This is a genomic window from Amycolatopsis magusensis, assembly GCF_017875555.1.
GTDB lineage: Bacteria > Actinomycetota > Actinomycetes > Mycobacteriales > Pseudonocardiaceae > Amycolatopsis > Amycolatopsis magusensis.
This window is the reverse complement of the sequence record NZ_JAGGMS010000001.1, coordinates 7,996,002-8,018,805: the sequence shown is the minus strand read 5'-3', so window position 1 is coordinate 8,018,805 and position 22,804 is coordinate 7,996,002. Positions and strand designations below refer to the sequence as shown.

At 70.3% G+C, this 22,804-nt stretch carries 18 protein-coding genes; 11 read left to right on the top strand and 7 right to left on the bottom strand.

Annotation, left to right across the window (positions count from 1 at the left end; all coding sequences use genetic code 11):
- Positions 1-98 precede the first annotated feature (98 nt).
- Complete coding sequence (locus tag JOM49_RS35840) at positions 99-1,556, top strand: peptide MFS transporter (protein WP_308158988.1); 1,458 nt, start codon at positions 99-101, stop codon at positions 1,554-1,556.
- An 86-nt stretch (positions 1,557-1,642) separates the two neighbouring features.
- Here JOM49_RS35840 and JOM49_RS35835 read toward each other — a convergent pair whose 3' ends face one another.
- Positions 1,643-2,509: an SDR family oxidoreductase gene (locus tag JOM49_RS35835; protein ID WP_245369587.1), complete on the bottom strand. Its 867-nt coding sequence runs from the start codon at positions 2,507-2,509 to the stop codon at positions 1,643-1,645.
- Positions 2,510-2,592: 83 nt separating this feature from the next.
- Between JOM49_RS35835 and JOM49_RS35830 the strand changes: the two genes are divergently transcribed.
- The gene (locus JOM49_RS35830; protein ID WP_209668568.1) at positions 2,593-3,183 is read left to right on the top strand and encodes a TetR/AcrR family transcriptional regulator; all 591 of its coding nucleotides are present in this window, start codon (positions 2,593-2,595) and stop codon (positions 3,181-3,183) included.
- A gap of 31 nt (positions 3,184-3,214) precedes the next feature.
- On the opposite strand, the gene JOM49_RS35825 is transcribed toward JOM49_RS35830, so the two are convergent.
- Entirely contained in the window at positions 3,215-3,619 is a 405-nt protein-coding gene (locus JOM49_RS35825) for a VOC family protein (protein WP_209668567.1), read from the bottom strand.
- 111 nt (positions 3,620-3,730) lie between these two features.
- Between JOM49_RS35825 and JOM49_RS35820 the strand changes: the two genes are divergently transcribed.
- Positions 3,731-4,708 (top strand): helix-turn-helix transcriptional regulator, encoded by a 978-nt coding sequence (locus tag JOM49_RS35820; protein ID WP_209668566.1) that lies wholly within the window; start codon positions 3,731-3,733, stop codon positions 4,706-4,708.
- A 27-nt stretch (positions 4,709-4,735) separates the two neighbouring features.
- Here JOM49_RS35820 and JOM49_RS35815 read toward each other — a convergent pair whose 3' ends face one another.
- From JOM49_RS35815 to JOM49_RS35795, 5 genes are all read right to left on the bottom strand, one after another.
- Positions 4,736-8,056 (bottom strand): error-prone DNA polymerase, encoded by a 3,321-nt coding sequence (locus JOM49_RS35815; protein ID WP_372444153.1) that lies wholly within the window; start codon positions 8,054-8,056, stop codon positions 4,736-4,738.
- A 368-nt stretch (positions 8,057-8,424) separates the two neighbouring features.
- A complete protein-coding gene (locus JOM49_RS35810; RefSeq protein ID WP_209672003.1) occupies positions 8,425-9,207 on the bottom strand; it encodes a carbohydrate ABC transporter permease in 783 nt (260 codons plus the stop codon).
- A gap of 29 nt (positions 9,208-9,236) precedes the next feature.
- Positions 9,237-10,133: a carbohydrate ABC transporter permease gene (locus JOM49_RS35805; RefSeq protein WP_209668565.1), complete on the bottom strand. Its 897-nt coding sequence runs from the start codon at positions 10,131-10,133 to the stop codon at positions 9,237-9,239.
- Entirely contained in the window at positions 10,130-11,374 is a 1,245-nt protein-coding gene (locus JOM49_RS35800) for an ABC transporter substrate-binding protein (RefSeq protein WP_209668564.1), read from the bottom strand. Before JOM49_RS35800 ends, JOM49_RS35805 begins: the two co-directional genes overlap by 4 nt.
- A gap of 93 nt (positions 11,375-11,467) precedes the next feature.
- Positions 11,468-12,253 carry an IclR family transcriptional regulator gene (locus JOM49_RS35795; protein WP_209668563.1) on the bottom strand — a complete coding sequence of 262 codons (786 nt, stop codon included), beginning with the start codon at positions 12,251-12,253 and terminating at the stop codon, positions 11,468-11,470.
- A 121-nt stretch (positions 12,254-12,374) separates the two neighbouring features.
- Here JOM49_RS35795 and JOM49_RS35790 point away from each other — a divergent pair, with 121 nt between their 5' ends.
- The 8 genes from JOM49_RS35790 (at position 12,375) to JOM49_RS35755 (ending at position 22,513) form a co-directional block, all read left to right on the top strand.
- A complete protein-coding gene (locus tag JOM49_RS35790; RefSeq protein WP_209668562.1) occupies positions 12,375-12,713 on the top strand; it encodes a bifunctional 3-phenylpropionate/cinnamic acid dioxygenase ferredoxin subunit in 339 nt (112 codons plus the stop codon).
- Entirely contained in the window at positions 12,713-13,888 is a 1,176-nt protein-coding gene (locus JOM49_RS35785) for an NAD(P)/FAD-dependent oxidoreductase (RefSeq protein ID WP_209668561.1), read from the top strand. The genes JOM49_RS35790 and JOM49_RS35785 overlap by 1 nt, the downstream gene beginning before the upstream one ends.
- A gap of 23 nt (positions 13,889-13,911) precedes the next feature.
- On the top strand, positions 13,912-15,051 hold the full coding sequence (locus JOM49_RS35780) for an aromatic ring-hydroxylating oxygenase subunit alpha (protein ID WP_209668560.1): 1,140 nt from the start codon (positions 13,912-13,914) through the stop codon (positions 15,049-15,051).
- Between the two features lie 127 nt (positions 15,052-15,178).
- Positions 15,179-16,411: a sarcosine oxidase subunit beta family protein gene (locus JOM49_RS35775; protein WP_209668559.1), complete on the top strand. Its 1,233-nt coding sequence runs from the start codon at positions 15,179-15,181 to the stop codon at positions 16,409-16,411.
- Positions 16,412-16,427: 16 nt separating this feature from the next.
- Positions 16,428-16,703 (top strand): sarcosine oxidase subunit delta, encoded by a 276-nt coding sequence (locus tag JOM49_RS35770; RefSeq protein WP_209668558.1) that lies wholly within the window; start codon positions 16,428-16,430, stop codon positions 16,701-16,703.
- Positions 16,700-19,477, top strand: a complete 2,778-nt coding sequence (locus JOM49_RS35765) for a 2Fe-2S iron-sulfur cluster-binding protein (protein ID WP_209668557.1) — start codon at positions 16,700-16,702, stop codon at positions 19,475-19,477. Before JOM49_RS35770 ends, JOM49_RS35765 begins: the two co-directional genes overlap by 4 nt.
- Positions 19,470-20,066 carry a sarcosine oxidase subunit gamma gene (locus JOM49_RS35760; protein WP_209668556.1) on the top strand — a complete coding sequence of 199 codons (597 nt, stop codon included), beginning with the start codon at positions 19,470-19,472 and terminating at the stop codon, positions 20,064-20,066. Before JOM49_RS35765 ends, JOM49_RS35760 begins: the two co-directional genes overlap by 8 nt.
- Positions 20,063-22,513, top strand: a complete 2,451-nt coding sequence (locus JOM49_RS35755) for a GcvT family protein (protein WP_209668555.1) — start codon at positions 20,063-20,065, stop codon at positions 22,511-22,513. The genes JOM49_RS35760 and JOM49_RS35755 overlap by 4 nt, the downstream gene beginning before the upstream one ends.
- Positions 22,514-22,804 lie beyond the last annotated feature (291 nt).

Genomic DNA, 22,804 nt, shown 5'->3' with positions numbered 1-22,804 from the left:
TTCCGCCCGGATTGACGAGGCGGGTGATCGGCGGTTAACGTCCGCCGGGACTTTGGACGCCACGGATCACGCGGGTGCGCCCGTGGGGCGGGAGCTTGGTGGGGAAGACCTCGGCGACTGGATTCTTCGGCCATCCGAGCGGGCTCGCCACGCTGTTCTTCACCGAAGCGTGGGAGCGGTTTTCGTACTACGGAATGAAAGCCATCCTGCTGTACTACATGTACGACCGCGTGAGCGAGGGCGGACTGGGCATTCCGGGCGAAACGGCCCGTTCGCTGGTGGCGGTGTACGGGGCGTCGATCTACCTCGCCGCCATCGGGGGCGGCTGGCTCAGTGACCGGGTGCTCGGCGCGAGCCGGAGCACGCTCTACGGCGGCATTCTCATCATGTGCGGGCACATCTGCCTGGCCCTGCCCGCCGGCGCGACCGCGTTGTACTCATCGATGCTGTTCATCGTGGTGGGTACCGGATTGCTCAAGCCCAGCATTTCCACCTCGGTCGGGCAGTTGTACCCGTCGCAGGACGAGCGCCGCGATTCCGGGTTCACCATCTACTACATGGGCATCAGCGTCGGCGCGCTCATCGCGCCACTCGCGGTGGGCACGCTGGGCGAGAAGTACGACTACCACCTCGGATTCGGCCTGGCGGCCGCCGGTATGGCTGTCGGACTGGTGGTTTTCGTGCTGGGGCAGCGACACCTCGGTGACGAGAGCAAGCGGCCGACGAATCCGATCCGCCTGGCCGACATCCCACGCGGGTGGGCGGCCGGGGTGCTCGCGGGCATCGGTTCGCTCGTGCTCCTGGTCGTCCTCACCGGCTCGTTCAGCGCCGGGCTGGTGATCGACCTGATCAGCCTGCTGGCGATCGCCCTGCCCGTCGCCTACTTCACCGTGATGCTGCGCAGCCCGCGCGTCACCAGCGCCGAACGTTCCCGGGTGCTGTCCTACATCCCGCTTTTCCTGGCCGCGGTGTGCTTTTGGGTCATCCAGGAGCAGGGCGCGATCGTGCTCGCCCAGTACGCGCAGGAGAGCACGGACCTCGACGCGTTCGGCTTCGGGATCCCGGCTTCGTGGTTCCAGTCGGTCGGTTCGCTGGTGCTCATCCTGATCGCGCCGGCGTTCGCGGTGCTGTGGATCCGGCTCGCCCGCCGGGACCGGCAACCGTCGACGCCCGCGAAGTTCAGCTTCGGCCTGGTGGTGGCGGGCTTGTCGTACGCCATGCTGGTGATCCCCACGCTGTCCAGCGGCGAGACGCATCCACTGTGGCTGGTCGGCAGCTTCACCCTGGTGACCGTCGGGGAGATCTGCCTGTCACCGATCGGCATGTCGGTGACCACGCAGCTGGCGCCCGCCGCCTTCGCCACCCAGACCATGGGCCTGTGGATCGCCTCGAGCGCGGCGGGCCAGGGCATCTCGGCGCAGATCGTCGGGTTCTACGACCGGGAGTCGGCGCCGCTGTACTTCGGGATCATCGGCCTGTCCGCGGTGGCGCTCGGGATGCTGCTCGTGGTCTTCGCGCCGGTCATCCGCCGCAAGATGGTCGGCGTGGGCGCTTGAGGGTCGTGGCAGGGGACGGCCTGGAACCCTGCCACGAGGTGGTTCAGTATGGCCCGCCCCCACCCGGCCGCTTCCCGCGGGGCCGCTCAGCGCAGGGAAGGAGCAGCTTTCGCGTAGTGCGGGCGGAGGCTCGCCCCGAGGACGCGGTCGAGCACCCGGTCGGGCAGGACCCGCGTCAGGCGGGTGATCAGCGCCGCGTCGCGGCCGACGGTGTAGCGGGTACGGGGTTTCGCGGCGGTCACCGCCTTCGCGATCACCCTGGCCGCGTCCTCGGGCGGCCTGCCGTTCGGGGCGTGGGCGGCGGAGTGCGCGTTGGTGGCCTGGATCAGCCTGCCGTAGCGGTCCCGCTGTTCCGGTGACATGGCGGCGGCGAGCTCGTTCGCGGTGGCGGCCACCCGGCTCGCCATCCGCGTGCGGACCGCGCCGGGCTCGACGACGACCACGTGCACGCCCAGTGGCGTCACTTCCCGGCGCAACGAGTCGCTGACCGCTTCGAGGGCGAACTTCGTGCCCGCGTAGGGCCCGTACGCGGGCATGGCGACCCGCCCGCCGACCGAGCTGATGTTGATCACCCGCCCCGAGTGGCGCAGCAGCGCGGGCAGCAGCGCCTGGGTGACGGCGATCTGGCCGAACAGGTTGACCTCGAACTGCCGCCGCCACTCGCTCATCGGGAGGGTCTCGACCGGCGCGTTGAGCTGGATCGCGGCGTTGTTCACCAGCGCCCGCAGCCCACCGGCCCGCGAGCCGTCGTCGAGGCGGGCGGCCAGCCGGGCGATGTGGTCCGGCTCGGTGACATCGAGGATGACCGGTTCGATGCCGTCGGCCCGGAGTGCGTCGGCGTCACGGTCGCGGCGGACTCCGGCGAGGACGTGGAATCCGCGCCGGGCCAGTTCGCGTGCGGTCGCCGCGCCGATCCCGGCCGAGGCCCCGGTGACGACGACGTACTCCGGCATTCTGGCTGACATTCTGGCTGACATTGTCATATGAACGAGGTTAGGCAGTTCAGCTGACGGTGTCAACCGGTAGGGTGCCCGGCATGGTCAGCCGTACCGAATCCGCCGCCGCGACCCGGCGGGCCCTGCTGGACGCCGCCGCCGAGCTGCTGGACAGCGGTGGCCCGGACGCGGTGACGCTGCGCGCGGTCGGGGCGCGCGCGGGCGTCAGCCGCGGGGCGCCGTACGGGCACTTCCCCGACAAGGACAGCCTGCTGACCACCATCGCCGCCGAAGCGCTGGACCGGCTCGCCGACCAGGTCCAGGCCGTGCGCTCCGACGCGCGGGTCTCCTCGGCCGACACGCTGCACCGAGGCCTGGCCGCGCTGATGACGATCGGCCGCCGTCAGCCGCACCTGTACCGGCTGATGTTCGCTTCCCCGGCCGGTGCCCCGGCCGCGATCCACGCGGCGGTCCGGGCGGCCGACCGCGCCATGGCCGAGTTCCTCGCCATCGTCGGCGACCTCGTCGGCGGCCCGGACGCGCAGCGGTTCGCCGCGCTGCTGCTGACCAGCGCGCACGGGATCACCGACATGGAGGTCAACGGGCACCTGTCCGCGCACAAGTGGCAGGTCTCGGCCAACGAGCTCGTCTCGATGCTGGTGTCCATGATCGACGGTGCTCGCCGGCCATGACCCGTGGGTTCGTGCCCCGATGTCGATCCGGTCAGCGGGCGAGCCTCGCGCGGGCCTCATCGGTGAGCGGGGTGAAGAAGTTGACCAGGTTGCCGTCGGGGTCGCGGAACAGCAGGGAGCGGTTTCCCCACGGCATCGTGGTCGGCTCCTGCACGATCTCGGGGACGAGGGCCAGGCTCGTCAGCCGTTCGTGTTCCCGGTCGACGTCCTCGACGAGGAACTCGAGGATCGCGGTCCGGTTCGACTCGGGTACGGCCGCCCCGGCGCTGAACAGCGCCATCGTCTCGGCACTGCCGATGGCCAGCGTGCACGACGGGCCCACGAGCTCGGCGAACTGCTCGGCGGGCCGCCGCGCGCCGAGGCCGGTCACCTGCTCGTAGAACTCGGCAAGGCGGGCGACGTCGTTGGTGATGACACGGACAGAGACAAGCTGCACGGTGGATCCTTTCGGCGCTGGAGGGCGGTTCCGATCCCGTCCTCCGAGGGACACCGGGCACGCTAAGGGCAATAGTGGACAGGATCCGCCCGGTATTGAAAGGATTCTGGGGTGACTCGGCCGATCGCCCGTGTACTGGCCTTGCTGGAGATCCTCCAGAGCGGAGGCACCCGGACCGTCGCCGAACTCGCCGAGCGACTCGACGTGGACGAGCGCACCGTCCGCCGCTATGTCGGCCACCTCCTCGACCTGGACATCCCGGTCCGCTCGGTGCGCGGACGGCACGGCGGGTACCGCCTGTCACCGGGCTACCGGATGCCGCCGCTGATGCTCACCGACGAGGAGGCACTCGCCGTCCTGCTCGGCTTGGTCGCGGGCCGTCGCGCCGGGTTGATCACGACCTCGGTCGCGGCTGCCGAGAGCGCGGTCGCGAAAGTCCGGCGAGTGCTGCCCGAAGCCCTTGGCCGCAGACTCGACGCGCTGCTGGAGATCGCCGACTTCACCACGCCCGCCCGATCGGCACTCACGGCGGAGACGGAAATCCTGCTCACCGTCGCGGAGGCGGCGCGGGAACGTCGCACGGTCGAGATCGCCTACGTCGCCGGCCACGGCGGTGCCAGCGAGCGCGTCGTCCACCCGTACGGGATCGTGGCGCACTCCGGGCGGTGGTACCTGACCGCCTTCGACTCCGCCGGCGGGCAGGTGCGCACGTTCCGCGTCGACCGGATCACGACCGCCGTGATGCTGGCCGGGACGTTCGGCACACCCGTCGGATTCGACCCCGCCCAGCAGGTGCTGACCGCCCTCGCCGAGGCGCCGTACCGGCACGAGGTGTCCGTGCGGATCCACTCGACACCCGAACAGATCCGCTCCGTCTTCCCGCCGTCCGTCGCCAACCTGGAGGAGATCGACCCCGGTACTTCCTGGCTACGGGCCCGGATACGGGCACAACGGCTCGACTGGATACCACCCCTGCTCGCCGCGCTCGACCGGCCGTTCGTCGTCGAACACCCCGACACCCTCCGCGACCTGGTCCGGGCCTTGGCCGGCCGGCTCGCCGGCCACGCCGACGCACGACAGGAAGACTGAGCACGCGACCGGACGGACGAGGACCGCTCAACGGTAGTCACGGGACGGAGCGGTGCCGCGCGCGTCGAGGGGTTCGAGGTGGTCCGCGATCACGTTCAGCGCGCCGGACTGCGATTCGAGGAGGCCGCGGACGAGCAGCGCGGTGCTCGTCCGGATGAGGGTGCGGTACCGGCGGTCCATTCCGCGCGAGACGGTGACGTTGACGATGCCGGTTTCGTCCTCCAGCGACAGGAAAGTGACGCCGCCGGCCGTGGGTGGGCGTTGCCGGTGGGTGACCACGCCGCCGACGAGGACGCGCGTGCCATTGAGCACTGTGGACAGTCGCGCGACGGTGTAGGCGCCCCGGTCGTCCAGCCGGGCGCGCAGGAGGTCGACGGGGTGCTGGTCCGCGGACAGGCCGGTGGTGTGGACGTCGGCGGTGAGCAGTTCGAGCGCGGTCATCCCGGGCAGCGCGGGCGGCGGAGTGGGAGTGGTGGTCCCCGGCAGCAGGTCGGGCTTGTCGCGGGCGGCCGCTCCGGCGGTCCACAGGGCGCGACGGCGTGACGGCTCCAGAGGACGCAAAGCTCCCGAGGTGGCCAGGTTTTCCAGGTGCGCTGTCGTGAGGTTGGTGCGGCGGGCGAGGTCGTCGATGCCGGTGAACGGGCCGTTCGCGCGTTCGTCGACGATGCGCTGCGCGACTTCCTCACCGAGCCCGCGGATCTCCCCGAGCCCGAGCCGGACCGCGACACCGCCACGGCTGGCGGGGTCCGGTTCCGTGGTCGTGTGGGCGAGGCTGCGCACGATGTCGGGGTGGTGGATGAGCACCCCGTGCCGCCGGGCGTCGGCGGTCAGCGACTGCGCGGAGTAGAAGCCCATCGGCTGCGCGCGCAGGAGTCCGGCGCAGAACGCGGCCGGGTGGTAGAGCTTCAGGTACGCCGAGGCGTAGACCAGGTGCGCGAAGGACATCGAGTGCGCTTCGGGGAAGCCGTAGCCGGCGAACGCTTCGACCTGCGTGAAGATCTGGTCGGCCAGCGCGCCGGTGATGCCGTTGGCGGCGGCGCCGTCGTAGAAGCGTTGCCGCAGTTGCGCCATCTTGCGGTGGGACCGCTTGGCGCCCATGGCGCGGCGCAGCTGGTCGGCTTCGGCGGCGGTGAACGAAGCGACGTCGACGGCCATCTGCATGACCTGCTCCTGGAACAGCGGCACGCCGAGTGTGCGGTCCAGCGAGTTCGCCAGCAGCGGGTGCGCGTGCTCCCATTCCCCGCCGTTGCGACGCCGGATGTACGGGTGCACCGAGCCGCCCTGGATCGGGCCGGGCCGGATGAGCGCGACTTCGACGACCAGGTCGTAGAACTCGCGCGGCCGCAGCCGGGGCAGCGTGGCGAGCTGGGCCCGTGACTCGACTTGGAACACGCCGATGGCGTCGGCGGCGCACAGCATTTCGTACACCTTGGGGTCGGCGAGATCGAGGTGCGCCAGGTCGACCACGGTGTCCTCGTGCTCGGCGACCAGGTCGATCGTGTAGTGGATCGCCGAGAGCATGCCCAGGCCGAGCAGGTCGAACTTGACCAGGCCGATCTCGGCGCAGTCGTCCTTGTCCCACTGCAGCACGGTCCGGTCGGCCATGCGCGCGTTCTCCACCGGCACGACCTCCGAGACCGGCTGGTCGGTGATCACCATGCCGCCGGGATGGATGCCCAGGTGCCGGGGCGCGCCCTCCAGCCCGGACGCCAGGTCGAGCACGTCGGCGGGGATGTCCTGCTCCGGGTCGGCGCGGGCGGAGGCCAGCGTGCCCCAGGCGTCGAGCGTCTTGGCCCAGCGGTCGATCTGGCCGGGGGAGTAGCCCAGCGCCCTGGCGGCGTCGCGGACCGCCGACCGGTTGCGGTAGGTGATCACGTTGGCGACCAGGGCGGCGCGGTGGCGCCCATGCCGCTCGTAGACGTACTGGATGACTTCCTCGCGGCGGTCGGATTCGATGTCGATGTCGATGTCCGGCGGGCCGTCGCGTTCGGGGGCGAGGAAGCGTTCGAACAGCAGACCCCAGCGCACCGGGTCGGCCTTGGTGATGCCCAGCGCGTAGCAGACCGCCGAGTTCGCGGCCGAGCCCCGGCCCTGGCAGAGGATGTCGTTTTCGCCGCAGAACCGGACGATGTCCCACACCACCAGGAAGTAACCGGGGAAGCCGAGGCCGGAGATGATCTCCAGCTCGTGTTCCAGCTGCCGGTAGGCCTCTTCGTTGCCCGCCCGGGGGCCGTAGTGACGGGCCGCGCCCTGCCAGGTCAACTCCCGGAGGTAGCTGTCCTCGGTGTGGCCGTCTTCGACCGGGAACGGTGGCAGCCGGGGAGCGACGAGGCTGAGGTCGAAGGCACATTCGACGCCGAGCAGCGCGGCGTTCTGCACCGCGCCCTCGTAGCGGGTGAAGATGTCCGCCATCTCCGCGCCCGAGCGCAGGAACGCGTCGTCACCGGCACGCAGCCAGCCCTCCATCTCGTCCACCGTCCGGCGGGCACGCAACGCGGCGACCGCCGGCGCAAGCGCCCGGCCGCGTCGCGGGGAGTGGTAGCGGACGCCCTTGGAGGCGATCACCGTGAGGCCGTGGCGCTTGGCGAGCTCGGCCAGGTCGCCGTTGTGCACGTCGTCCAGCGGCTCGCCGTACGCGATCAGCTCGACCACCACGTGCTCGCGCCCGAACTGGCCGATCAGCTTCCTGAGCTCCCGGTCGGCGGCGGGCAGCCCGCCGGTGAGGTAGGCACGACGGACCGCGCCGTGGTCGCCGCCGGTCAGGACCTTGACGTGCCCGGCCAGCTCGCGGACCACCTCGGCGCGGTCGTACTGCGGCAACCCCTTCTCCGCGTCGGCGCGCAGGTGCGCGGCGGAAATGACCCGGCACAGCCGCCGGTACCCCTCCGGGCCGCGCGCCAGCACCAGCAGGTGCTCGCCTTCGGGGTAGGCCACGCCGGTCTGCTGGCGCGGCAGGTCCAGGCTCAGCTCGGCGCCGTAGACCGTGCGCACCCCCAGTTCACGGGCGGCCTGCGCGAACCGGACCGCGCCGTAAAGGCCGTCGGTGTCGGTCAGCGCGAGGGCGTCCAGCTCCAGGCGGGCGGCTTCCTCGACCAGTTCCTCCGGTGAGGACACGCCGTCGAGGAAGCTGAAGTACGAATGGCAGTGCAGCTCGGCGAACGGCGTGCGCCGGGGTGCGCCGCTGTGGTCGGGCATCCGCCGGGCCCGCAGGTCGGTCGGCGGCACGTACAGGTCACGCCGCCGGTTCGAGGTGGGGCTGTCCCGCTCGATGCCCTCGTCGACGGTCCGGCCGTCGAACCGCGCGGCCAGGTCGGTCCAGCGCGAACCCTGGCCACCGTTGAACGACACCCGCCGACACCTTCCCCGGATGCTGTCGTGGGGAAGCCGACCGCGTTGGAACAGATGAGCGAATCGTGCGACGGCGGCCGGGCCGGTGTCAAAGCGGCCACGCAGAACCACCCACCTGGGGGATAAGTGTCCTTCGTGGACTGAATGACCCGGTGACCGGCCACACAGTTCCGGGGAAATCGCCGTAACACCAACGCAAACACACGCGACTACCTGACCACTGGGGACGGACGGGTGAGGGCTTCATGGAACGAGACATCGTGGTCGACTGGTTACTCCTGGCTTGGCGGGCCGAGATCGACAGCGTGCCGCACCCCGCGGGCGTACCGGTCGAGCGGGCACTGGCGATCGTGGCGGCTTGTCGCGGGTCAGCCTCGCAGTCCGGACTCGGTGACCCCGCGGACCAGGTACCGCTGCAGGAACGCGAACAGCAGCACGATCGGCAGGATCGACACCGCCGCGGCCAGGAACAGCAGGTTCAGCTGGGGGTTCTGCGCTGTCAGCAACCCCGACAGCGCGACCTGCACGGTCCACGAGTCCGGTGACTGGGCGATCACCAGCGGCCACAGGAACGCGTTCCAGCTGCCGATCGCGGTGATCACCGCGATGGCCGCGAAGAACCCCTTCGAGTTCGGGAACACGATCCGCCAGAACACGCCCCACCGCGACAGCCCGTCCACCCGGCCGGCGTCCTCCAGCTCCTTCGGGAAGTCCAGGAAGTACTGGCGGAACAGGAAGACGCTGAACGCGCTGAACAGCCCGGGCACCACGAGCCCGCGCAGGTCCGAGAGCCAGCCCAGTGTCGAGACGACCACGAAGCTCGGCACGAAGGTCACCGAGGTCGGGATCATCAGCGTCGCCAGGACGGCGTAGAACACGATGCGGGAATGGCGGTAGCGGATCCGCGCCAGCCCGTAACCGGCCAGTGACGAGAGCAGCAGCACGCCGAGGGTCTGCAGGACCGCGACCACCAGCGAGTTGAGCAGGCTCCGCGCGAACGGCACGTCGGTCAGCGAGAACAGCTCGCTCAGGTTCTCCCAGCGCAGGGTCGACGGGAAGAAGGTCCAGCCGGGCGCGGTGATTTCCGCCCGCGACGCGAGTCCGTTGCGCAGCAACAGGTAGAACGGCACCAGGAACAGCGCCGCCGCGATCAGCAGCGCCGTCCACCGCAGGAGCACCTTCACGCCGGCCTCCCGAAACGCAGCACCCGGCCCTGCAGCAGGGTCACCAGCGCGATGATCAACGCCAGGATGACCGCGCCCGCGCTGCCCCGGCCGAGGTCCTGCCCGCCCGAGCCCAGCGAGGTGTAGTAGAGGTACACCAGCGGCGGCCGCGCGAACGGCGGGTAGCCGCGGGCGTCACCCATGATGTTGTAGAACTCGTCGAAGGCCTGATAGGCGTTGATCAGGTTGAGCAGCAGCACCGCCACCGCGGTCGCCCGCAGCTGGGGCAGGGTGATGTGCCGGAACACCTGCCAGCCCGGTTTCGCGCCGTCCAGCCACGCGGCTTCGTAGAGCTGCTCCGGGATCCGTTGCAGGGCCGCGATGAACAGGATCATGTAGAAGCCCAGCTGCAGCCACAGCCGCGCGGTCACCAGGACGATCCAGTACAGCGGCGGGTCGACCGTGCCGGTCCAGGCGACCGGGTCCGCGCCGAAGAAGCCGAGCACGGTGTTCGCCAGTCCATAGCGGACACCCGAGAACAACGAGGTCTTCCAGATCAGCGAGGCGACCACGTAGGAGCAGGCGAAGGGCAGGAAGAAGACCGAGCGGAAGAACGCCCGCGCGAACCGGAGCTGGTTCACCGCGAGCGCGAGGGCCAGCGACAGCACGAAGGTCAGCGGCACGATGAACGCGGCGAACACGCTGAAGGTGCCGAGGCTGGCCAGGAACGGGCCGTCGGTGAGCATGTGCCCGTAGTTGTCCAGGCCGACGAACTCCGTGGGCGTCACGGTGTTGCGGGCGTCGAAGAAGGACAGGTACGCGCTCCAGCCGATCGGCAGGTAGGCGAAGACCGCCAGCCCCAGCAGGAACGGCCCGACGAACAGCCAGAACGCCCTGGCGTCGCGCCGGATCACCCGAAGAGGCGCTTCAGCTCGGCCTTGGCGACCTCGACCGCCGTTCTGGTCTGGGCCACCGGGTCGGCGCCCTCCTTCGCGATCCGTGCGACCGCGTCGGACAGCGCGGTGTTCGACTGCTGGGTCCACACCGGACCGCCGACGAGGTGGCCGTGGTCGCGGACGTAGTCGGCCGCCTCGGCAGCCGGTCCGGCGGCGAGGCCGGTCGCGCGGGCGACGAGGCTCTGCCTGCTGGGCAGGTGGAAACCGAAGCCGGTGGCGAATTCGAGCTGGCGGTCCACCTGGTCGAGCCAGAGCCACTTGACGAACGCCTTGGCCTCCTCGACGTGCGCGCTCTTGGCGTTGACCATGGCCCCGTACGCGCCGACCGGCACCGAGGGCGCGCCACCGGCGTCCAGGCCGGGGAAGGGGAGGATGCCGAAGTCGTCACCGAGCGCGGCCTGGATCTTCGGCACGTTCCACAGGCCGGTCCACTGCATGGCGGCCAGCCCGTCGATCAGGGCGCCGGGGTCCGACCAGTCCGCGGGCGCGCCGATCAGCAGGGAGCCGTTGGCGTTGAGGGTGCGCAGCTTGCCCAGCGCGGTCGCCGCGCGCGGGTCGTCGAAGCCGACCTCGCGGTTGTCCTTGAGGTAGTCGAGCCCGGCCGACCACAGCAGGGGACCGGTGAGCACGCCGACGCCGCCGTCGTTGCCGGCGAACAGGCCCTTGACCCCGTCGCGGGTCAGCTTCGCGGCCGCGTCGACCAGCTCGTCCACGGTCTGCGGCGGCTGCACGCCCGCGGCTTGGAGCAGGCTGCTGCGGTAGAAGAGCACCTGCGTGTCGGTGGCCTGGGGGATGCCGTAGACCTTGCCTTCGACCGTCTGCGCGGCGAGCACGGCGGGGCTGAAGTCGTCACGCACCCCGTCGATGAGGTCGTCGAGCGGGACGACCTGGTTCCGGCGCACCCAGTCGATCTTCACCTGCGCCTCGAACACGTCCGGGACGGCGCTGTTCTGCAGGGCGGTGACGATCTTGGAGTCGTAGTCGCCGGGGTTCCAGGACACCTCCACCTCGGCCCCGCCGGGGTACTCGGCGGCATAGCGCCGTACGGCTTCCTGGACGCCGTCCTCGCCGTACGCGTGATACCACTGGGCGAGGGACGTGCCCCCTTCACGCCCGGTGTTCGATCCGCACGCCCCGGCCGCGACGCCCACCGCGCCCAGGCCGGTCAACGTGAGGAAGCTTCGCCTGTTCCACTGCATCCCCGACACCCTTCGGTCCCCGTTGTAGGTCGGACAGTTACCTACCGGATGCCCATCATGTCCAACCGTCCCGCCCCGTGAACACGAGCCTGGTCACGGTTCCACCTGGCGTTGGAGACGGAGGCGGATCTCGTCGGCGGCCTGGACGAGGAGCCGGGCGATGTCCTGGAAGTCGTCGGTGTCCAGGTGTTCGGCGGGGGCCGAGACGCTCAGCGCCCCCGCGATGCGCCCGCCCGGCCCGCGCACCGGGACGGCGACGGAGTTCAGGTCGGCCTCCAGCTCACCGATCGTGGCGGCCCAGCCGCGGTCGCGGACGCGGTTCAGGTCGGCCAGCAGGGCGCCGCCGGCGGTGATGGTCCCCGCGGTGAACCGCTGCCGCGGGCGTTCCAGCGCCGCGCTCAGTTCCTCGAACCCCAGGCTCGCCAGCAGTACCTTGCCGGTCGCGGTCGCGTGCAGGGGCATCCGGACGCCGATCCAGTTCCGTTCCGTGCTCGGCTCCTGCGCCACGGCGGTCGTCCCGCCGCCTTCGAGGACGCTCAGGCTGACCGTGCCCCGCAGTTCCGCCGCCAGCCGGGCGCACGTCGGCCGCGCCTCCTTCGCGATGTCCAGCTGCGCGGCCGTCGCCCCCGCCAGCCGGACGATGCCGAAGCCGAGCCGGTACTTGCCGCGGTTGCCCACCTGCTCGACGAACCGGAACTTCTCCAGCGCCGCCAGCAACCGCGTCGTCGTCGACTTGTGGACCCCGAGTTCGCGGGCCAGTTCGGTGACACCCGACGGCCCGCGCTGGGCCAGCAGGGTGAGGATCGACAACGCGCGATCCACCGTCTGACTGGGCGATCTCGGCTCGCGGGCGGCGGCGGTTTCGCTGTTGTTGTGCATGTTGCAACTCCGAGGCGCTCAGTGGGGGGTTCTGGCTCCGGACGATTGACAGCCGACGGGAAGCTGTTCGACGCTGTTGCGCAGAGCACGGCGTGTTCCGCGATACGCAACAGGAGCAATCATGATCTCAGTTGGCGCGGCGTCCGAGATTCCCGACGGAGAGTCTGTACGCGTGCAGGGCCGGGTGGCAATCGCCGTTTTCCACGTCGACGGCGAGTTCTACGCGATCGACGACACCTGCACCCACCAGGACGCGTCGTTGTCCGACGGCTGGCTGGAGGGGTGCACGGTCGAGTGCCCCCTGCACGCCGCCTGCTTCGACCTGCGCACCGGGCGCCCGAGCGGCCCGCCCGCGCGGAAACCGGTCCGCACGCACGAGGTGGTCCTCGTCGACGGCCAGGTCTACGTGCACGAAACCACCGAGGCCGAGGTGGGCACGCTCGCGAAAGAAGTGGCCTGATGCGCGCGGTCACCGTCGTCGGGGCCTCCCTCGCCGGCCTGACCGCGGTCCGCGCCCTGCGGGACCAGGGGTACGACGGCCGCGTCACCGTGGTGGGTGAAGAGGCCTACGCCCCGTACGACCGGCCACCGCTGTCCAAGGAGTACCTCGCCGGCACGGTCTCCGAGGACGACCTCAAGCTCGAAACCCCCGAGGACGCCATGCTCGACGTCGACTGGCGCCTCGGCCGGACCGCCGCCGCGCTCGACACCGGCGAACGCGCCGTCGTGCTGGACGACGGCGAGCGGATCGTGTCCGACGGTGTGGTGCTGGCGACCGGCGCCCGCGCCCGGTGCCTGCCGGGCCGGACCTTCGACGGGGTGCACACGCTGCGTACCCTCGACGACGCGATCGCCCTGCGCAAAGCACTCGTGCCCGGTTCGCGCCTGGTGGTGATCGGCGCCGGGTTCATCGGCTCCGAGATCGCCTCGACGGCCACCGGCATGGGCGTGGCGGTCGACGTGGTGGAGGCCGAACCCGCGCCCCTGAGCAGGCCGCTCGGGCTGGAGATGGGCCGGGTCTGCGCCCGGCTGCACGCCACCTGGGACGTGCGGCTGCACGTCGGTGCCGGGCTCGCCGGGCTGGTCGGCAACGGCCGGGTGAAGGCGGTCAAGCTGACGAACGGCCGGGAGCTGCCCGCGGACGTCGTGGTGCTGGGCGTCGGTGCCTCGCCGTGCGTGGAGTGGCTGATCGGCTCCGGCGTCGACCTCGCCAACGGGGTGCGGACCGACACGCGTGGTGCCACGAACGTGCCCGGCGTGGTCGCGGCCGGTGACTGCGCCAACGCCGATCAGCCGTACGCCACCGCGCCGCTGCGCCTGGAGCACTGGACCAACGCCGTGCAGCAGCCGGTCGCCGCGGTCTCCGCCCTGCTGGGCCACGACCACACCCCGCCTGCCCACCACGCGCTGCCGTACTTCTGGTCGGACCAGTACGGCCACCGCATCCAGTTCGCCGGGCACCGCACCGAGGACAGCACGGTGGAGGTGCTCGAGGGTGAGGTGGCTGCCTTCGACTTCCTCGCGCTCTACCGGAACCGCACCGGTGATCCGGTGGCCGTGCTCGCGGTCGACCGCGCCCGCTCGTTCGGGCGCTGGCGCCGCAGGCTGGCCGCACTCCTGTCCACCTCGAACTGACCCGCAGGGAAGGAAGGACCGCCGTGAGTTCCGTCGAAGTCCGGGGCAGGCAGCCGGAATCCGCCGCCAGCCTCATCCCGACCCTGCCCGGTGCCCACTACACCGACCCCGCGATCTTCGAACGCGAGCAGCAGCGGATCTTCCAGCGCACCTGGTTCGCCGCCGCCCGCGCCGGCGACCTGCCCGAGCCCGGCGGCTTCCGCACGGTCGAGGTCGGCGGGGAGAGCGTGCTGATCGTCCGCGGCCGGGACCGTGCCCTGCGTGCCTTCCTCAACGTCTGCCGCCACCGCGGTGCGCGGTTGTGCACGGACGGCTCCGGCTCGGTACGGCGGTCGCTCCAGTGCCCGTACCACGCCTGGACCTACGGCCTCGACGGCTCGCTCATCGCGGCCCCGAACCTGAACTCGATGGCCGACGTCGACCGCCGCGAGTACGGCCTCATCGGCGTCGCCCTGCGGGAATGGCTCGGCACGGTCTGGGTGTGCTTGGCCGACGAGCCGCCGTCCTTCGCCGACACCGTGCAAGCCGTGGTCGCCGCCCGGCTCGGGGACGAGGAGACGATCGAGCGGTGGGGCCTCGACGAGCTGGTCGTCGGCCGCCGGATCACCTACGAGGTCAAGGCGAACTGGAAGCTGATCGTCGAGAACTTCATGGAGTGCTACCACTGCGCGACCATCCACCCGGAGCTGACCGAGGTGCTGCCGGAGTTCGCCGACGGGTACGCCGCCCAGTACTTCGTCGGCCACGGCGCCGAGTTCGGCGAGGAGGTCACCGGGTTCACCGTCGACGGGCAGGGCGGGTTCGGCAAGCTCGCCGGACTCGACGAAAGCCACGACCGGCGCTACTACGCGATCACCGTCAACCCGCAGGTCTTCCTCAATCTGGTGCCCGACCACGTCATCTTCCACCGCATGTACCCGATGGCGGTGGACCGGACGGTGGTCGAGTGCGACTGGCTCTACCCGCGGCCGGTCATCGACAGCGGCGCGGACCTGAGCCGGTCGGTGGAGCTGTTCCACCGGGTGAACCAGCAGGACTTCGACGCCTGCGAGCGCTGCCAGCCCGGGATGTCGTCGAAGGCCTACGCCGCCGGTGGGGTGCTGGTGCCCAGCGAGCACCACATCGCCGAGTTCCGGGACTGGGTCGCGGACGCCATCCGCTGATCGCGTTCCGTGATCACGCTGTCACGTGGACCACCTGATTGCCTGGTTGACCGCTTCGGACCAGCGGTCTAGCGTGACACTTGACTGATATATCAGCCGTCCGACAAAGATATGACGGGAGTGCCGGATGACCACGAACCCGCCGGGCGCGGACCTGCCCGAGCACCCCGACTTCCTCTGGCGCAACCCGGAGCCGAAGAAGACCTACGACGTGGTGATCGTCGGCGGCGGCGGGCACGGCCTGGCCACCGCGCACTACCTGGCGAAGAACCACGGCATCACCAACGTGGCGGTGCTGGAGAAGGGCTGGCTGGCCGGCGGCAACATGGCCCGCAACACCACGCTGATCCGGTCGAACTACCTGTGGGACGAGTCCGCGGCGATCTACGAGCATTCGCTGAAGCTGTGGGAGGGCCTGGAGGACGACCTCGGCTACCCGATCCTGTTCTCCCAGCGCGGGGTGCTCAACCTGGCGCACACCGAGCAGGACATCCGTGACTCCGTCCGCCGCGTCGAGGCCAACAAGCTCAACGGCATCGACGCGGAGTGGCTCGAGCCGGACGAGGTCAAACGGATCTGCCCGATCATCAACACCTCGGAGGACATCCGCTATCCCGTCCAGGGGGCGACCTACCAGGCGCGCGCGGGTATCGCCAAGCACGATTACGTCGCCTGGGGATTCGCACGCCGGGCCGACGAAGCCGGGATCGACCTGATCCAGGACTGCGAGGTCCTCGGGTTCACTGTGGACGGTGACCGGGTGACCGGCGTGCGCACCAGTCGCGGTGACATCGGCTGCGGCACGGTCGCGCTCTGCGCCGCCGGGCACACCTCGGTGCTGCTGGACCACCTCGGCGTCCGGGCCCCGCTGCAGTCGCACCCGTTGCAGGCACTGGTCTCCGAGTTGCTGGAGCCGGTGCACCCGACCATCGTCATGTCCAACGCCGTGCACGTGTACGTCTCCCAGGCGCACAAGGGCGAACTGGTGATGGGCGCGGGCGTGGACGCCTACAACGGTTATGGGCAGCGCGGCGCCTTCCACATCATCGAGCGGCAGATGGCCGCGGCGGTGGAACTGTTCCCCGTGTTCGCCCGCGCGCACCTGCTCCGATCGTGGGCGGGCATCGTCGATGTCACCCCGGACGCGAGCCCGATCATCGGGCACACGCCGTACGAGAACGTCTTCGTCAACGCGGGCTGGGGGACCGGCGGGTTCAAGGCCACGCCGGGCATCGGCTGGTGCTACGCGCACACCATCGCCCACGGCGAGCCGCACCCGTACGTCGCGCCGTTCAGCCTCGGCCGGTTCACCACCGGCGCACTCGTCGACGAGCACGGCGCCGCCGCCGTGGCCCACTGAAACCGCGAGGACTGCCATGCAACTCATCCACTGCCCCTGGTGCGGCCCCCGCGAGGAGGTCGAGTTCCACTACGGCGGCCAGGCCGGGGTCGCCTACCCCGAGCGCCCGGCCGAACTGTCCGATCAGGACTGGGCCGAGTACGTCTTCTACCGCGACAACCCGAAGGGTACCTTCGCCGAGCGGTGGAGCCACAGTGCCGGCTGCCGCCGCTGGTTCGACGCCGTGCGGGACACGCACACCTACCGGTTCCTCAGCACCACCAAGCCGCGGCCGAAGGAGGTGCGGGTGTGAGCCGGGTCCACGGATACGGCCGCGTCGACCGCGGCCGCACGCTCTCCTTCACCTTCGACGGCCGCGAGTACACCGGCCACCCGGGCGACACACTGGCGTCGGCGTTGCTGGCCAACGGGGTGCACCTGGTCGGCGCCAGCGTCAAACTCGGGCGCCCGCACGGCATCAGTGCGGCGTGGACCGAGGACGCGACCGCGCTGGTGCAGGTCGAACGGCCGTTCCCCGAGCCGATGCTGCAAGCCACCACGGTCGAGCTGGTCGACGGCCTGGTCGCGCGCGGCGTCAACGGGCAGGGACGGTTGGCCGACACCCCCGATCCGGCCCGGTACGACCGCAAGCACACGCACACCGACACCCTGGTCATCGGCGCGGGCCCGGCCGGGCTGCTCGCCGCGCTCTCGGCGGCCCGTGCCGGTGAGGACGTGGTCCTGCTCGACGACCGGCCCACCGCGGGCGGGAGCCTGACCGGCACCGAGGTGATCGACGGCCGTCCCGCGCTCGAATTCGTCGATGACGTCGTGGCGGAGCTGGCGCGGCTGGGCGTCCGGCACCTGCAGCGCACCACCGCTTTCGGTCAGTACGACGACGGCTTCGTGCTCGCGCTCGAACGGCGAACCGACCACCTCGGGTTTGACGCGCCCGCGCAGCGCAGCCGTCAGCGAGTACACCGCATCCGGGCGCTGAAGGTCGTGGTCGCCACCGGGGCGCAGGAACGGCCGATCGTGTTCGAGGACAACGACCGGCCCGGGATCATGCTGGCCGCGTCGGCACGCGACTACCTGCACCGCTACGGCGTGCTCGCCGGACGCGAGATCGTGGTGTTCACCGCTGATGATGCCGCTTACGCCGCGGCGGTCGACCTCGCGGGCGCCGGCGCGAGGGTGACCGTGCTCGACGTCCGCGAGAACCCACCGCTCGACTGGAAAAGCCGGGCGAACGACGTTGGCGTCACCGTACAACCGTCCACAATGGTCACCGGGACGGAGGGCGAGGAGCGGGTGCGAGCCGTGCTCGCCCGCACCACCGATGGCGGCGTGCGATTGCCCGCGGACCTGCTGCTGGTCTCGGGCGGTTGGAACCCGGTCGTGCACCTGTTCAGCCACGTTCGCGGTGCGCTGGCCTACGACCCTTCCCTCGGTTCGTTCCGCCCGTCCGGCTCGCTGCCGGGGGTCACCGTGATCGGTGCGGCCAACGGGACCCTCGACCTGGCCGGGGTGCTGCGCGAAGGCGGCGGTCCGGACACACCGGCGGCTGGTCCCGAACCGGCCCGCACCCCGGCGGCGGTGGTGTGGCGCACGGACGGCGACCCGGAACGTCAGTTCGTCGACCTCCAGCGCGACGCCACGGTGGCCGACCTCGGCCGCGCGGTGGGCGCCGGTTTGCGCTCGGTCGAGCACGTCAAGCGGTACACCACCATCGGTACCGCGCACGACCAGGGCAAGACCTCCGGGGTCCTCGCTTCGGGCATCACCGCGGAACTGCTGGACGTGGGCATCGAGGACCTCGGCACCACCACGTTCCGGCCGCCGTACACGCCGGTCGCCTTCGCGGCGCTGGCCGGGCGGGGGAGGGGCGAGCTGTTCGATCCCGTGCGCACCACGCCGCTGCACGACTGGCACGCCGAAGCGGGCGCGGTGTTCGAGGACGTCGGGCAGTGGAAGCGCCCCCGGTACTACCCGCGGCCCGGCGAGGACATGGATGCCGCGGTCCTGCGGGAGTGCGCGGCGACCCGGTCGAGCGTCGGCATGCTCGACGGCTCCACACTGGGCAAGATCGACGTGCAGGGCCCGGACGCCGGCGTGCTGCTCGATCGCCTCTACACCAACATGATGAGCACGCTGAAGGTCGGCCGCGTCCGGTACGGGGTGCTGTGCGGCAACGACGGCATGGTGCTCGACGACGGCACCGTGCTGCGCATCGACGAGGACCGCTACCTGCTCACCACGACCACCGGCGGTGCCGCCACCGTCCTGGACTGGATGGAGGAGTGGCTGCAGACGGAGTGGCCGGAGCTGCGGGTGCACCTGACCTCGGTGACCGAGCAGTGGTCGGTGTTCCCGGTCGTCGGCCCGCGGTCGCGCGAGGTGATCGGGGAGGTCTTCGCCGAGCTGGACGTCTCCAACGACGCGTTCCCCTTCATGTCCTGGCGCGACACCACGCTCGACGGTGTCCCGGTGCGCATCGCCCGCATCTCGTTCTCCGGTGAACTGGCCTACGAAGTCAACGTCAACTCCTGGTATGCGCTCGCGTTGTGGGAACGGCTGCTCGCGGCGGGCCGGCGGTTCGGAATCACGCCGTACGGCACGGAAACCATGCACGTGCTGCGTGCGGAGAAGGGCTATCCGATCATCGGGCAGGACACCGACGGCACGGTCACCCCGCAGGACCTCGGCATGAACTGGGTGGTGTCGAAGAAGAAGGAAGACTTCGTCGGCAAGCGCTCGTTCGCCCGTCCGGAGAACAACAATCCGCAACGCAAGCAGTTCGTTTCGCTGCTGCCCACCGACGGCCGCACGAAGTTGCCGGAAGGTTCGCAGATCGTCGAGCTGTACGAGGACGGCAAATTGCCGGAACCCCCGGTGCCGATGCTCGGGCACGTCACTTCCAGCTACCACAGCGCGGAACTGGCGCGCCCGTTCGCGCTGGCACTGGTGAAGAACGGCCGCGCGCGGATCGGCGAGCTGGTGCACGTGCCGGTGGCCGGCGTGCTGGTGCCCGCCGTGATCGGGGAAACCGTGCTGGTCGACCCGGAAGGAGCCCGCCGCGATGGCTGACACCCTGTACCGCACGCACCCGCTGGAGAACCGGCGGGCGGCGCTGGCCGGGCTGTCCGGCGGGCTGACCGTGCTCGCCGAGGACCCGGTCGCCGCGGTGAACCTGCGGATCGACCCGGACGGCCCGGGCGCCGCGGCGCTCGGGCGCACGCTCGGCACAGCATTGCCGGTCGAACCGAACACCTGGACCCACACCTGCGAGGGCCAGCTCATCTGGCTCGGCCCCGACGAGTGGCTGGTCACCAGTTCGACCGCCCAGCCGCTGGAGTTCGAACAAGAACTGGGGTGGGTGGTCTCGGCGTTCGACGGCGCCGCCATCGACGTTTCCGCGCAGCGCACGAGCATCCGGTTGCGTGGGCCACTGGCCCGTGAACTGCTTTCGCTGGGCTGCTCGCTGGATCTGAGGCCGTCGGCGTTCCCGGCGGGTGCCTGCGCGCAGACCCAGGTCGGCCACACCGGGGTGCTGCTGCTCGCGCTCGGTGCCGAGGACTTCCGCCTGTTCGTCCGCCAGTCCTTCGCGGCCTACCTCGCCGACTGGGTGCTCGACGCCGCCGAGGAATTCCGCGACCAGCGAGGAGAACCGACATGAGCACCACGCCCCGCGTCGTCATCATCGGAGCCGGGATCGTCGGCGCCAACCTGGCCGACGAACTGACCGGGCGCGGCTGGTCCCGGGTCACCGTGCTCGACCAGGGACCGCTGCCGCTGACCGGTGGCTCCACCTCGCACGCGCCCGGCCTGGTCTTCCAGACGAACCCGTCGAAGACGATGACCGCGTTCGCCGCCTACACCGTGGAGAAGCTGCTGGGGCTCGACGGTGACTGGTGCTTCAACCAGGTCGGCGGCTTGGAGGTGGCGACCACCCCGGAACGGCTGGCCGATCTGCACCGCAAGCAGGGCTGGGCCCGGTCGTGGGGAGTGCCCGCCGAAGTGGTCGACCCCGCTCGGTGCGTGGAGCTGCATCCCCTGCTGGATAGGGAAAGGGTGCTCGGCGGGCTGCACACACCCACCGACGGCCTGGCCAAGGCGTCGCGTGCGGTGGTCGCGCTGGCCCGGCGTGCCGAGTCGCGTGGTGCGTTGTTCCGCGGCTCGACCCAGGTCACCGAGGTGCTCCAGCAGGGTGGCCGGGTGACGGGCGTGCGCACCGGCACGGGGAAGGAGATCCCGGCCGACATCGTGGTGTCGTGCGCCGGGTTTTGGGGTCGTGCCATCGGTGACCTGGTCGGGATGAAGGTGCCGTTGCTGCCGCTGGCGCACCAGTACGCCCGCACCGGGCAGCTCGCCGAACTCGCGGGCCGCAACGACGAGCTGATCGAAGCGCGGTTGCCGATCCTGCGGCACCAGGACCACGACCTGTACTACCGCGAGCACAACGACTGCCTCGGCATCGGCACCTACGCCCACCGCCCGATGCCGGCGCGGCTGGCCGATCTGCCCGAGGTCGACCAGGCGACCGAGCAGGCGATGCCGTCGATGCTGCCGTTCACCGAGGCGGACTTCGCGCTTTCGTGGGAGCACAGCAAGGAGCTGCTGCCCGCACTGCGCGAAGCGAAGGTCGAGACCGGGTTCAACGGCGTTTTCTCGTTCACGCCGGACAACGGGCCGCTGATCGGGGAGTCGCCGGACGTGGCGGGCTTCTGGGTGGCGGAGGCGGTGTGGGTCACGCATTCGTCCGGCGTGGCGAAAGCGGTCGCGCAACTGCTGGTGGACGGGCGAAGCGAGGTCGGACTGCACGGATGTGACGTCAACCGGTTCGACGAGGCGCAGACGACCGATTCCTATGTGGACGAAACGGCGCAACGCAACTTCGTGGAGATCTACGATGTGCTGCACCCGTTGCAGCCCCGGCTTTCGCCGCGGGAGCTGAAGGTGAGTCCGTTCTACGCGCAGCAGCAGGAGTTGGGCGCGTACTTCCTGGAGGCGCACACCTGGGAACGGCCGCACTGGTACGAGTCGAACGCCCGGCTGCTCGAAGAACTACCGCCGGAGTGGCAGCCCCCGCGGCGGGACGCGTGGTCGGCGATGTTCCACTCGCCGATCGCCGCGGTGGAAGCGTGGAAGACACGCACCGGCGTCGCGATGTACGACATGACCCCGTTGAAGCGGATCGAGGTCGCCGGACCGGGCGCCACCGAATTCCTGCAACGCCTCACCACGGGCAAGATGGACAAGTCGGTCGGTTCGGTGACGTACACCCTGATGCTCGACGCGGCGGGCGGCATCCGCTCGGACCTGACCGTGGCCCGGCTTGCGACGGACAGGTATCAGGTAGGCGCCAACGGAAACCTGGACCTGGCCTACTTCCGACGCGAGGCGCCAGACGACGTGCAGATCCGCGACATCACCGGCGGCACCTGTTGCGTAGGCGTCTGGGGCCCACTCGCTCGAGACCTGGTGCAGCCGCTGAGCGATGAGGACTTCTCCCATGAGGCACTCAAGTACTTCCGCCTACAGCACGCTTCCATCGCGGGCATCCCCGTCGTCGCCATGCGACTGTCCTATGTAGGCGAACTGGGCTGGGAACTCTACACCAGCGCCGAACACGGCCGACGACTTTGGTCCGCGCTGTGGGAAGCAGGGCAGCCGCTGGGCGTGATCGCCGCGGGCCGCGCCGCGTTCAACAGCCTGCGCCTGGAGAAGGGCTACCGCGCCTGGGGTACCGACATGACCACCGAGCACACCCCTGAAGAAGCAGGCCTGGCTTTCGCCATCCACAAGAACAAAACAAACTACGTCGGCCACCAGGCCCTCGCCGATGCCGAACCCCCCACCCGACGCCTGACCTGCCTCACCATCGACGACGGCCAAAGCATGGTGCTAGGCCACGAACCAGTCTTCCTGAACGGGAAGGCCGTAGGCTACGTAACCTCCGCAGCCTACGGCCACACCATCCAAAAGCCGATCGCCTACGCCTGGCTCCCCCCATCCGCAACGACCGGCACCCCAGTCACCATCCACTACTTCGACCGACGCATACAAGCCACCGTCACCCCCGAACCCCTCTACGACCCCACCATGACCAAAATCCGCCAATGACTTCCCGCTACAAGAGCCCCAACGGGACCGCAGAACCCGGCCACGCGAGGGTGGGGCTCCCTTGCCCGAGAGCCGACCACAGCTACGCGAGCGCGAATCCCGCTTGCCCAAGCGCGGGCTTCGGCTGCGCGAACGCGGGGTTCGCCAGCCCGAACGTGAGTTTCGCTCGTCCGAAAGTGGGTTCCTACACGAGTGTGAAAGCTGCCTGCCTGAGTGCGGCTCTCGGGTTCAGCAAAGTGGAACTCGCCTGCTTGGGTGTGGGCCCCGGTTGCGCGAACGCGGGGTTCGCGC

What these genes read in the sequence shown, in the direction of transcription:
- JOM49_RS35800 (WP_209668564.1), bottom strand. Translation starts at nt 11,374, where the DNA reads ATGCAGTGGAACAGGCGAAGCTTCCTCACGTTGACCGGCCTGGGCGCG.
- JOM49_RS35755 (WP_209668555.1), top strand. Translation starts at nt 20,063, where the DNA reads ATGAGCACCACGCCCCGCGTCGTCATCATCGGAGCCGGGATCGTCGGC.
- JOM49_RS35760 (WP_209668556.1), top strand. Translation starts at nt 19,470, where the DNA reads ATGGCTGACACCCTGTACCGCACGCACCCGCTGGAGAACCGGCGGGCG.
- JOM49_RS35830 (WP_209668568.1), top strand. Translation starts at nt 2,593, where the DNA reads ATGGTCAGCCGTACCGAATCCGCCGCCGCGACCCGGCGGGCCCTGCTG.
- JOM49_RS35770 (WP_209668558.1), top strand. Translation starts at nt 16,428, where the DNA reads ATGCAACTCATCCACTGCCCCTGGTGCGGCCCCCGCGAGGAGGTCGAG.
- JOM49_RS35790 (WP_209668562.1), top strand. Translation starts at nt 12,375, where the DNA reads ATGATCTCAGTTGGCGCGGCGTCCGAGATTCCCGACGGAGAGTCTGTA.
- JOM49_RS35835 (WP_245369587.1), bottom strand. Translation starts at nt 2,509, where the DNA reads ATGCCGGAGTACGTCGTCGTCACCGGGGCCTCGGCCGGGATCGGCGCG.
- JOM49_RS35775 (WP_209668559.1), top strand. Translation starts at nt 15,179, where the DNA reads ATGACCACGAACCCGCCGGGCGCGGACCTGCCCGAGCACCCCGACTTC.
- JOM49_RS35785 (WP_209668561.1), top strand. Translation starts at nt 12,713, where the DNA reads ATGCGCGCGGTCACCGTCGTCGGGGCCTCCCTCGCCGGCCTGACCGCG.
- JOM49_RS35795 (WP_209668563.1), bottom strand. Translation starts at nt 12,253, where the DNA reads ATGCACAACAACAGCGAAACCGCCGCCGCCCGCGAGCCGAGATCGCCC.